This window comes from Bacteroides sp. HMSC067B03 (assembly GCF_001811315.1).
In the GTDB taxonomy this organism is placed as follows: domain Bacteria; phylum Bacteroidota; class Bacteroidia; order Bacteroidales; family Bacteroidaceae; genus Bacteroides; species Bacteroides faecis.
This window is the reverse complement of the sequence record NZ_KV804287.1, coordinates 1-10,757: the sequence shown is the minus strand read 5'-3', so window position 1 is coordinate 10,757 and position 10,757 is coordinate 1. Positions and strand designations below refer to the sequence as shown.

At 41.9% G+C, this 10,757-nt stretch carries 15 protein-coding genes and 2 pseudogenes; 10 read left to right on the top strand and 7 right to left on the bottom strand.

Annotation, left to right across the window (positions count from 1 at the left end; translation table 11 throughout):
* Positions 1-1,069: pseudogene (locus HMPREF2794_RS27545) on the bottom strand (transposase); the annotation flags it as partial.
* Here HMPREF2794_RS27545 and HMPREF2794_RS03955 point away from each other — a divergent pair.
* From HMPREF2794_RS03955 to HMPREF2794_RS03935, 5 genes are all read left to right on the top strand, one after another.
* Positions 1,051-1,224 carry a hypothetical protein gene (locus tag HMPREF2794_RS03955; protein WP_224201638.1) on the top strand — a complete coding sequence of 58 codons (174 nt, stop codon included), beginning with the start codon at positions 1,051-1,053 and terminating at the stop codon, positions 1,222-1,224. The pseudogene HMPREF2794_RS27545 and the gene HMPREF2794_RS03955 sit on opposite strands and share 19 nt — an antisense overlap.
* 203 nt (positions 1,225-1,427) lie before the next feature.
* On the top strand, positions 1,428-2,636 hold the full coding sequence (locus HMPREF2794_RS03950) for a hypothetical protein (RefSeq protein WP_005868786.1): 1,209 nt from the start codon (positions 1,428-1,430) through the stop codon (positions 2,634-2,636).
* 881 nt (positions 2,637-3,517) lie between these two features.
* The gene (locus HMPREF2794_RS03945; protein ID WP_005868785.1) at positions 3,518-4,144 is read left to right on the top strand and encodes a JAB domain-containing protein; all 627 of its coding nucleotides are present in this window, start codon (positions 3,518-3,520) and stop codon (positions 4,142-4,144) included.
* A gap of 176 nt (positions 4,145-4,320) precedes the next feature.
* Positions 4,321-4,731, top strand: coding sequence for a hypothetical protein (locus HMPREF2794_RS03940; protein ID WP_005868783.1), 411 nt, complete (start codon positions 4,321-4,323; stop codon positions 4,729-4,731).
* A gap of 348 nt (positions 4,732-5,079) precedes the next feature.
* Complete coding sequence (locus HMPREF2794_RS03935) at positions 5,080-5,478, top strand: hypothetical protein (protein WP_005868782.1); 399 nt, start codon at positions 5,080-5,082, stop codon at positions 5,476-5,478.
* 112 nt (positions 5,479-5,590) lie between these two features.
* Here HMPREF2794_RS03935 and HMPREF2794_RS03930 read toward each other — a convergent pair whose 3' ends face one another.
* From HMPREF2794_RS03930 to HMPREF2794_RS03920, 3 genes and pseudogenes are all read right to left on the bottom strand, one after another.
* Complete coding sequence (locus HMPREF2794_RS03930) at positions 5,591-6,187, bottom strand: recombinase family protein (RefSeq protein ID WP_005868781.1); 597 nt, start codon at positions 6,185-6,187, stop codon at positions 5,591-5,593.
* Positions 6,188-6,228: 41 nt separating this feature from the next.
* Positions 6,229-6,558, bottom strand: coding sequence for a hypothetical protein (locus HMPREF2794_RS03925; RefSeq protein ID WP_005868780.1), 330 nt, complete (start codon positions 6,556-6,558; stop codon positions 6,229-6,231).
* 16 nt (positions 6,559-6,574) lie between these two features.
* Positions 6,575-7,427, bottom strand: a pseudogene (locus tag HMPREF2794_RS03920) (virulence RhuM family protein).
* A 433-nt stretch (positions 7,428-7,860) separates the two neighbouring features.
* Between HMPREF2794_RS03920 and HMPREF2794_RS03915 the strand changes: the two are divergent.
* The 5 genes from HMPREF2794_RS03915 (at position 7,861) to HMPREF2794_RS03895 (ending at position 9,540) form a co-directional block, all read left to right on the top strand.
* Entirely contained in the window at positions 7,861-8,109 is a 249-nt protein-coding gene (locus HMPREF2794_RS03915) for an AbrB/MazE/SpoVT family DNA-binding domain-containing protein (RefSeq protein WP_005868778.1), read from the top strand.
* Entirely contained in the window at positions 8,103-8,423 is a 321-nt protein-coding gene (locus tag HMPREF2794_RS03910) for a type II toxin-antitoxin system PemK/MazF family toxin (protein ID WP_005868777.1), read from the top strand. The genes HMPREF2794_RS03915 and HMPREF2794_RS03910 overlap by 7 nt, the downstream gene beginning before the upstream one ends.
* Positions 8,424-8,472: 49 nt before the next feature.
* Positions 8,473-8,871 (top strand): hypothetical protein, encoded by a 399-nt coding sequence (locus HMPREF2794_RS03905; RefSeq protein WP_005868776.1) that lies wholly within the window; start codon positions 8,473-8,475, stop codon positions 8,869-8,871.
* Positions 8,872-8,970: 99 nt separating this feature from the next.
* Positions 8,971-9,255 (top strand): HU family DNA-binding protein, encoded by a 285-nt coding sequence (locus HMPREF2794_RS03900; protein ID WP_005868774.1) that lies wholly within the window; start codon positions 8,971-8,973, stop codon positions 9,253-9,255.
* A 12-nt stretch (positions 9,256-9,267) separates the two neighbouring features.
* The gene (locus HMPREF2794_RS03895; RefSeq protein WP_005868772.1) at positions 9,268-9,540 is read left to right on the top strand and encodes a hypothetical protein; all 273 of its coding nucleotides are present in this window, start codon (positions 9,268-9,270) and stop codon (positions 9,538-9,540) included.
* Positions 9,541-9,601: 61 nt separating this feature from the next.
* On the opposite strand, the gene HMPREF2794_RS03890 is transcribed toward HMPREF2794_RS03895, so the two are convergent.
* From HMPREF2794_RS03890 to HMPREF2794_RS03880, 3 genes are read right to left on the bottom strand one after another with little or no spacing between them, the layout of a single operon-like run.
* Positions 9,602-9,979: a hypothetical protein gene (locus HMPREF2794_RS03890; protein WP_005868770.1), complete on the bottom strand. Its 378-nt coding sequence runs from the start codon at positions 9,977-9,979 to the stop codon at positions 9,602-9,604.
* A gap of 14 nt (positions 9,980-9,993) precedes the next feature.
* Positions 9,994-10,320 carry a hypothetical protein gene (locus tag HMPREF2794_RS03885; RefSeq protein ID WP_005868769.1) on the bottom strand — a complete coding sequence of 109 codons (327 nt, stop codon included), beginning with the start codon at positions 10,318-10,320 and terminating at the stop codon, positions 9,994-9,996.
* Positions 10,321-10,365: 45 nt separating this feature from the next.
* Complete coding sequence (locus tag HMPREF2794_RS03880; RefSeq protein ID WP_005868768.1) at positions 10,366-10,620, bottom strand: hypothetical protein; 255 nt, start codon at positions 10,618-10,620, stop codon at positions 10,366-10,368.
* Positions 10,621-10,757: the final 137 nt, after the last annotated feature.

Here is a 10,757-nt window from a genome sequence, read left to right as displayed (position 1 = left end):
AGTTACGGATAAGTGCTGTAAGAAGAAGGAACACAGTGTTCTCGGCCATGAAGGATTTGGGCAATCTGTCCCACCCGAAACCATTGTTCATATCATCAAAGATACGTTCCTTTCCTCCACGAAGGTTATAGAACTCGACAATTTCTCTTACGGAAGATTCATAGTCGTTAGTCAGGATACAACGGTATGTGTATTCTCCTTCCCAAAGATCCTGCACACCATCCATCCGTTTCTGTCTTTGAATCACAAGTCGGTATGCTTTACCCTTCCACTTCTCAACAAGGATAGAGTTCAATTCAAACTCAATGCCATTGATTTCCTCAGTCTTCCAGCCTCTGAGAGCAAATATGTCATTGTAGAGCGAACTGCAGCGGTTAGTGCGGATATAGAAGGACTTGCAGTGTTTCTCTATTTCCTCCACGATTTCCTCGGAACATGATCCGCAATCAGCTCTGAAACGATTGATAGTGAGCCTGTTCTGTTCAAATCTCTCAAAGAACCTCTTCAGCGTGTCCTTCTGATGAAAACGAAGGTTTTCGTTAAGCCAGATGAGCAGAGCTAAGTTTACTTAAGCTCTGCCATGGCGAGAAAACGTGCCATGAAATGGAACTTTTGTGTTACCATCGCTATTCTCAATGCCAACAATCAAGTCACCAATAACCGCCACGCCAGGGCGATAACCAGAGAACTTCTTGTATGTAGGCTTTGCATCATACTTCTCACCCTCTTTCAGTTGGTCAGATGCAAACATACAATTGAGCAGTAAAGTATTGAGAGTGTCAGCCGTGTTGAAATCGTAGTTCTTACCCGTATCTGATGTGTATGAGATGTTTTCTTGCGTCAGTTCCTTTATCGCTCTGAGGATAGTATCAGAACTACAAGTATGAAGTGTCGGATGAAGCGAGAGATGGTTCATCAAATGAGTAGTGACATCCTCAATACATGAGCCACCACAGAAGTAGATACTCATGAGAGAACGGATGATTTCGCTGTACTGATAACCTAACGATCTACACCTTAGACCGAGGGTTGAGTCGATTACAGATGACAATGTGGAGTCAAATTGCTCATCAGGTAGGGCGGAAGGATTTCGAGGAATTTGGACGACGCATAGGGTTGGGCAATAAATTGATAAAGCGTGAGCTTGATGAGTTTGTCAAAGAGAAACCATTGGTGCAAGTATTGATAGACCGTTCCTTTTTATCGGAAGAACTGAAAAAGTAATATAGGATGTCTATGGGGTACAGGTGTAAGATGCTTTCTTTCTGATGAAGGGCGGATAAAGCATTCTTCAGGAAAGTACTTCTCCTTTTCCCATACCGGTCATACCGTTAAAACTGATTGATAATTATGACGCGTATGTTGGCCGGTATGCCTATCTTTGTGGCAATGAAAACAGAGAAAGGATTGATTTTGTAAGTATTATCATGGCAAAAGAACTGATTCGTGTCCCTAGGGTGCTTGGGGAAAGCTATAATTCCGTGCTGATTGAACGGTTGTATGAGGCAGGTGGAAATGTCATGCTCGATCTGATCATATACCTGGGCAGCTATCACCTCAAAGACTTGTTCGGGACTTCCTGGTTCTCCGTAGAAGACTTCTGCCGTAAGATGGGGTATGACCGTACCAACTTGCAGCGCAAGCTGGATAGCCGGCAGCTCGCGGCCATGTTCGGAAAGAATATGCAGCCGGAATATGTATGTACCGACACGGCAGGACAGAGAATCAGCCATCCTATCGAGACGGTTTTTGAGGCGGCTCTCTATAAACTGGGATTGGAGAACCTCTGCTATCCGACCATTGGCGAGGATGGCCGTACATCCTATAATTTCGTGCAGATCTTGAAACGTTTCGACATAATGACCGATTTCAAGACGAAGAAGTCAACGAAAAGGCTGTACTCGGCAGTGGTAAGCCCGGAGATAAAGAATTTCATGTTCTCGCTCTATAACCTCTTGGAACTTCAGGATTACCGTAGCCTGCCCAGCCGTTACCGCTATTTCTATCTGGAACTTTCCAAGATGGTTTACCTGATCAAGTATAAGACCACCAAGAATGAGGCTCCTTTTTATGTGCTGACAGTCGATCAGCTGGCTAAAAAGCTCGGCATAGAGATTGCCGAACCCAAAGACCGGAAAAAGAAGGTCGCCTCGATACTGAAAAAGATGAATACTTACCTGAAATATACCAATTTCAATTTCTCTTTTGTGAAAGGCGATCATGAGAGATGGGCATATACCGTGTTGTTCTCGTTTCCTAGGCATACGCTGCACTATTTTGATGAAGGACAATATGCTGTCGTGGTGAAGAAATTCTATAAGAACCTGCTTGGGCTGTATGTCGAGATTGCCTACCCGGACACGGATATGGCTGTCAGGAGGAAGAAGATCAAAGAGGTGGAGGAAGATGCCGGACTGTATAAAGAGTTCCTTTTATGGGCAAACTCCCCGGAAAGCGTAGAAAAGAAGAAACAGATATATATCAGTGATTTCGTGGCTGTATTCGGCAGGTTTCCGGAAGGATGGGCACAGGAAGAGTTGGAGAGTGCCAATGGAACGGAAGTTGCTCCTGCTCCTGAAGAGTTCATATCTCCGGAGACGGACGGGGCGGTGAACATGGACGATCCAGCTGTGTAGAACCGTCCACGTTTCACGGTTTTTTATAGAATTAGTTGTGTAGAAGTGTCCCTATTGGGGTGATTAGATGTGTGGAGTCATCCGCTTTGCCTGTTTTAGTTGTGTAGAAGTGTCCCGTTTGTTGCTTCTAGTTGTGTAGAACCGTCCACTCCTTTTGCTTTAGTTGTGTAAAAGCGTCCGGTTTCACTTGTCAGCTGTGTAAAACCGTCCACCCGTTAATGAAGGGAATAGGTAATCCCTGTTTTTTTTATATGTCGGTATATCAGTGAAATAAAAGAGAGAAATTTTTAAATAAAAGGTATCGGCTGTGTAAAACCATCCACCAAAATACATAATAAAGACCTAAACTCCTAACCCCTTTAAATATCCCCAAAGCGATAACATAGAAATGACTGGGAAAATAAATTTTCCCTTCACATGCCCTATACGTACTTTCGGAAAAAGATTTTTCGGAAGTATGTGTTGATTTTCACGCTTTTTTATATGATTGGAAGGCGGTTCTGTTCATCTTCTGTATCCGAATTAGTTTTTCAGGGCGTTCCCTTCTGACCGGGCTATTCGTTGCAAGTCCTCGTTACCCTCCAGGCTTTTCCCTGCTATCCCTAACGCTCTACGCTCCGGCTATGCCGGAAGAGAGGTATGATGATTTTTTCCTGAACTGATAGGAACATTGCGAAGGTAGGCGTGGCCGGAACGCCCGATATTGAAAAGCCAAATCTCCATCCTCCCATTCCGGGAGGTAGTATTTACCAGTTCAATCCCGTTCTGATCCGTCTTTCCCGCTTTCTCTTCAATGCACTGTTCCCAATCAGTTGAGGAAAAATTTATGGTTGGGGCGACAAGCGATGTTTGCGAGTATTAATCTTTTAATTTTTGGCAGTATGAAAACGAAGAGAACCGTATTTGAAGTGAATGACGTTTATCGGGTGATGGAAAACAGCGAGTTGATTTATACCTTGACGAACAGTGAGAAACTGAAACGTGAAGAATATAAGTATGAACAGATGGAAATAGAAGGATTGTGCTTGTCTGATGTACTGGAAACACTAACACCCAGCCGTAAAAAAGTCGCTTATGCGGCGATTGAGCTATATAAACGGCTGAAAGAAGGGCAAGTTGAAAGTCCTGCGCTTTTATCCAGCAATAATGTTTATAAAATGATGCATCCTGTTTTGTGCGATATAGCTACTGAAGAGATGTGGGTGCTGTTGCTGAACAGTTCGTCCAAACTCATCCGTAAAGTCCGTATCTCATGCGGCGGGATAAATACCGCCCCTGTGGATATACGGGTTATCATGAAGCAGGCATTGTATTATAACGCCGTATCTTTTATCATGGTACATAACCACCCATCAGGAGCACGCAAGCCCAGCAGTGCGGATGACCGCTTGACGGAAGCAGTTAAAAAAGCCGCTGAAACATTAGACATCCGTTTGGTTGACCATGTGATTGTGGCAGGCAATAACTATTATAGCTATGCGGACGAGGGAAGATTGCAAAATAGGTAAGGTGGACGGGAGAAATCCCGTCTGCCCGGGATTTCGGCTTCGGGGTTCTTTTTTGGCAGTCACCCCAAAAAAGAACCAAAAAAATGCTTCCCGGACTATCGGATGCGACATCGTAAAATACGCAAAGACGTGGCTTTTCAGAATAAATACATATCTTCGCGCCAAAGGTGATCGGAATGAATGTATTTTCTACTTTTGATACAGGCGTTATGGTGGCTCTCTTACTGGGCATTGAGTTTCTTAGAAGTGATATCCGAACGATTCTCTATTGTAAAAGGAATGATCCCAGGATTCTTAAGAGTTGCTTATATACGCTGCTTATATTATTGACCAGCCTTTATTCTATTGTGGCCGGAGCCATGCTTCATCCGGAACCCGTACCTGTTTATGAGTTGATACCCGGTTTTCAATATGGGGTTTATGGCTTTTCTTTTTCGTTTATATTGCTCGCTGTTGCATGTCTTTATCGTAAAACATTACCTTTTGTCCTTTTGGGCTACGCTATGATATATGTGATCGGTGTATTGATACCACTACTTAGGTATGTAGTGTCTATGATGGATTATTTCACTCGCACAAGGGTATAGCAGGTTAATTTCTTGATTGTATCGGATTGCCCTTTCTGTGGGCTGCCTCCCCCGGCTTCTTTCCTCCGATCCGAGTCCGGCTTTTTGCTCGGCAAAGGTTTCGGGATTCCGCAAATGGCAAGTTACGGCCATGCGCCTTTACTGTATGGAAAATAACGATGAAGAAGTGTCTTCCCGACATTTTCCATAAGTGAAACTTGGCTTATTGCTTGCAATCCAGACCTTGATATGCCGAAAAAAGGCTCAGAACTCAGATGGGGAATGACATCAAAAAAAAGGTCGGCTGACCAAAGACCTTCCCGATACAAAAAATGAAAAGGTCTTGAATCTAGCTGAAGAATAAATCAGATGTTCAACTTAAATAATGCTAATATGGAAAATTTGATTACACAAATCAACAAAGAGAGATTGGTTAATAGCGACACAGCTCTTATGATGAAGGAATTATACTATTACGTGCCTTGTGAGTATTGGTATGACAAACAGGATAGGCTACGCACCGATATTGAGGGAAGGAATACCCCGATGTATATGTGCGAGTGCCCGACACTGGCAGCATGTATCCAATGGATGATACAGACTCGTGAATATACGTTTCAAACAGAACAAAACGTGGCGGTCTGGCATGTGGTTGTGAGGGCTGGAGATTATGTGTTGTATGACTCCGAAAGTAATGCGGACGCTTTTTGTTGTTTGGAAGAAGCATTGGAAAAAGCGGTACAGGAGTGCATGGAGTTATTGTATTAAAATTAAAAAAAATCAGTCCCCGTGAAGGGGACTTTCCTATAATCTTGCTGAGAGGTGGAATTGCAGACGATCTTTGAGAATCATCTTTGAAGGATGGGCAGAGGTTTATTCGTTATTTGTTATTTTTGTTCTCGGATTTCAGCGCAATTCCATTCCTTCTTAATAGGCGATATACTGTTCCGCTACTGCCTATGTTTAATATTTTCTGTATCTCCCTTACCGGCGTTCCGGATTCATAGAGTTGGATGCAGCTTTTCTGCTTGGCGATGTTGTTTTTGTTGATAAGTGTCTTTCTGCCGAATTTGACACCTTTTTCCTTGGCGATTCTTCTGCCTTCTTGGGTTCTCTCATAGATAAGGTCTCTTTCAAACTGAGCGAAAGCACCGAGAATGTTGTTCATCAGTTGGCCGATTGCGCCTTCCGTACTGATGTTGTCTTGCAGTGAGGTGAATTGGATGCCCCTATTCTTGAAATCTTCCAATAGCGTAAGGATATTCTTCAGCGAACGGCCAAGCCGGTCCAGCTTATATACGACAAGTGTGTCGCCTTCCCGGAGAAAGCTCAGGCAGGCATCCAGTTCCGGGCGGTTTTGTTGACGTCCGGTCATTTTCTCAGAGAAGATTTTCTCGCATCCGGCAGCCTTCAACGCTTCCAGTTGCATATCCAGATGTTGTTCCTTGGTGGAAACACGGGCATATCCTATTTTCATCCTGTTTTCGTATTTAAATGTGTAATGAAGGTTTTAATTCTTCACTTTTTCAAATATGAAGACATTAATTCTTCATATTCCTCACGGCTGTATTGGTTGAACCCCTTTTGCTTCATTGCCAAAAGAAGCCTTTCCAGTTCTCCGATAGTCACTACCTGTTTGCCGATAACGGTAAATTGTTCCCATTCTCCCTTTTCGTTGAGCAGGTATTCCCGGTGTGCAAAACAGTAAAGAGAACCATCGATGTCATTCCGTTTCTGCCATTGACGCAGGTGCTTCAAACTGGTGAAATCACGGGTGACAGTACGTGGAATGGGAACCAATACGTCAATTTCCATCTTGAATTTTATATTCTCTTCCGCTTCTCGCATGGGTGATTAGCTTATTTCATAATACATCAATTATCGTATGGGCAGGAAGTTCCAGTTTGGAGAAAGCAAACATTTTCTTGCCCAAATCCTTTAGCGATGCCCCAATATGATATACTTCCGTATTATCAATGATTAAGAAGCGGTCATGACTACTTTTGTAGGTTCTAGCTTCAATGGGAGGATATTGGTCATTGTGTTTGTTTAAATCAAGTTGGAGCTGTGCGTTTATTTTGTGTATAAATAGTAGCTGATACTCCACTGTTTCGTTTGCTCAACATGAGTAACACGGATTCATCTACATAGTTGTCGATAAGCACAAGTGAGCATTTGGCAGACTTTATTAAATCTGTAGCAAACTTATACGCATCGAATATCTGACCGTCAAAGAATATACCTTCCACCGGAGGCAATGAGGTGCGTACAAAGAAGTCTATCTTTGCATCATGTTCAGCAATGGTTTTCTCTATTTGGAAGAATCTATTGTTCATTCTATATTCCATGTCATTGAGCCGTTGGTTTATAGAATAACCTTTCAATAAATATTCTTTTAAAATTTTATTTGCCCATTGCCTGAATTGCGTACCTCTTACGCTTTTAACTCTGTATCCAACTGAAATTATTACGTCTAGACTAAAGAACTTGACAGGCTTATCGGAATTAGCAATGTGCAAAAAATGCACATTGCTTTTCTCTTCCAATTCCTTTTCCTTAAAAACATTATTTATATGTTTGGTAATAACGGTTCTGTCACGTTGAAAAAGTTCTGCTATCTGCGCTTGTGTGAGCCAAACGGTTTCATCTTCTAAACGTACTTCCAACCTTACAGCTTCATCCGGTTGGTATAGTATGATTTCTCCTTGCTTCTCCATTATATGTTTCGCTTTTATTATATTGTTGCAAATGTACGAAAAAGAAACGTTATAAAGTCTGTTTTTTCCGTAAGTATTACCTTAAAAATTTGTTCCCTTTTTATTTTAATAAAACAGAAACATTCTGCTGTTTTAAAAATCAGTTATCTGTTTGCTATTCATAGTTAGGGTATCAAATAACTAAAATTCAAATGGAAACGCAAATCTATATTTTATGCAGATTTGTTTGTTAGAAGCGGAGAAAAGGACACAAGACATGATAAGAATCATAGGTCGGGGAGCGCCGCACGGCAAGGGGGGCACTAGCCTCCCGACGAGTGCAGCCGTTGGCCGGGTTATCGGTGAAAATGGAAAAAAGTTGGCTTTTCTTTTGGTATTGTTATAACTTTGTCTATATTTGTGTTGTGATAATCAATTTTAAAGTTATAACATTATGGTAACAAACATTATTCAGATTGGAAACAGCAAGGGGATAATACTTCCTTCCGAGATATTGAAACAGTTGCGTTTGTCCTTGAAATCGGCTGTGAGCATTTCTTTGGACGGGAACAATATTGTGATAAAGGCACAACCACGGCAGGGATGGGCGGAAGCTGCCAAACGTGCCCATGAGAATGGGGATGATGAGTTGCTTATCCCTGATGTGTTTGAGGATGAAAAGTTTGAGGATTGGACATGGTAGAACAGTATGGAGTGTATTGGGTAGAGTTAGACCCTACCCGTGGGGGTGAAATGGCAAAGACACGGCCATGTGTTGTTGTAACTCCTTCAGATTTGAATATGTACCTTACAATAGTAGTCATTGCTCCGATAACCTCCACCATAAGGAACTATCCTTACCGGGTTCTGTGTTCTGTAGCCGGGCGTGATGGGGAGATAGCCACGGATCAGATTCGCACGGTGGACAAAAGCCGGCTGAAAAGAAAGATTGGAGATTTGAATTTCAGTGAGATAAAAAGACTGAAGGAAGTGTTTCATCAAATGTTCTGTGAATAATGGAAAGTGTGCAAATAACAGGTTATGTAGCGTATTCAAAAAAGATATTATGAAGCCAACTACTTATATTAATTGGGACGGTCTGAAAGACATTCCATTCTTCTACTGCGATACAAAGGAAGATGAAGAAAACAAGGATTTCGACATCTATTACCAGGGCAAGCTGGTGTTGCATGACTACAACCATTGCGGACACTACCTTTACACTGCTGCGCTGCTGTTCAGTAAAATCAGAAACATTACAGCCGACTGGGTGAACCTGCATAACCTTTGGATTCTGCGTGATTGCGTGCGCGAGAATTACAATCACGGCATAGGAGTGGACGACCTTATTTTCGGAGAGAATTTCGATGGCAAGAACCTCGATACACTCACACCGCTTACCAAGAAACGCTTTGATTATTTGTGTAAGCGGATTAAGGAACTTGACCCATACGCAACAATTTAACACTTCATTGGGCGAAGGCAGGGCTTGCTGCGGATGCCAGACTTTAAATAATCCATTGGATTAATTATCTTTGCACGCTAATTTTCAAATTATAAAGAAATGACTAAATCGGAAATCGTAAAGGAAATATCTGCCAGAACCGGCATCGACGGCAAAGCGGTGCTTGCTGTTTTGGAAGGATTCATGAACGAGGTAAAGACTTCGTTGGGTAAGGAGGAAAATGTCTATCTTCGTGGATTCGGTAGTTTCATAGTGAAGAAGAGAGCGCAAAAGACAGCTCGGAATATCTCTAAGAATACTACTATGATTATTCCGGCTCATAACATACCGGCATTTAAACCGTCTGACGAATTTTTGAAAATGGTAAAACAACAGAACGCATAATAGGTAAACACAATGAAAGATCAGTTACGATTATTGAGAGACTGTATCAATAATGATCGTCCGGCAGTTGTCTTTCAGGGAGACGATTTTTGCGCTCCTGAGATTTTGGAAGCAGCAAAAGAAATTTATCGTAAACATGGTTGTTCCGAAGAATTTCTTTTTGACTGGCAGCTGCTTATCAATGAGGTGAAGGCTTACCAGTTAGAAAGTCCGGCAACTGTCAAATTGCCGAAACTCTCCCCGACAGAAACGGAACTGGTGCGGGAAGAGATGACTAAACGCTAAAAAATATTCTCGTTTAATACGCACCTTTTATTCTTCAGGCAGCGTATTGAACGGGATGGGATTAAAATGTTGGCGAACCTGCTTTTTTCGAAAGTTCCTGCCAATAGTTGAAGTCACTCGGTGAAAGATGCTCTTGCATCCAGTCACGCATACCAATATCGTTTCTTTCGTTCACATATCTCGTAAACGGAATCATTGTCTTACATGCTTCAAATCCAAGCATTCTCATATGGCGTGAAATGTTGGGAGGAAGACCTTCCAACCACTCTTTATAATACATTATCAATCTGTTTTCTTGGATTGGAACCGCTTGTTGGTGGTAAATATAGCTGGCGTTTCCGATTCTAATATCTCTGGCCTTATTTTCCCGTTCTTCTTCAGGTAGCCGACTTAAATATTCAGCTTGTGCTATTCTGCATTTGGAGTTTGGATGTTCCATGGTATTTTATATAATTAAGACTCTTCAATGATACGGTTCATCAAATCACATATTTTTTGGCAGCTATGACGGTCTGCGCAAGCAGGATAGGGGCATTTCTCAAAGGATGCCTGATTATCCGTAACTATGAAACCTCCGGAACGACGTACATAACTTACCGGATGAAAATAAATATCTTCCTTTTTCGGCCTATAAGTACATAGTCTTATAAGGCTGTTCAGCTCTTTGCAAATTTGCTCACATTTTTCTTTGGGATAATGTGGCAAATCACTGAATGCTTCGTAGGGGACAAAGGCAAATGCTTTGTCATCCCACATGACAGGTGTGTAATTCTGTACCATTTGTTATTTGGAATAAGGATGGCTGGCAGATTCCGTATTTCTGTATCAGTTAGGTAATCCGTCACTATTTAAGTGCGCCTGGGCAAACTCCCGGAGGTTCGTTTCGGCAATGCACTTTTCATAAATCTCATCCAATACTTCTTGCATATTTTCTACTTTATTGAATTTTAAGGGGCTGCCGTTTGTTGCGGCTTGCCTTTCCAGTTGTTCGATGATACTGGGAAATATCCCACGCAATAAACCGACGGTAGCTACGGCTGTAGCTGGTTCTACCTCTATTGTAATCTTTTTCTTTTCCATATCGTTGTATTATGTTATCAAAAGTAATAATTATTAGGATATTGGTAAGCATTTCTTCTGAAAAACTTTTTAAAGATATTGTTTTAAGATGACATACTGTGTTTTTGCGTTCACGCAGTATTCTTTCCCACCCTCCC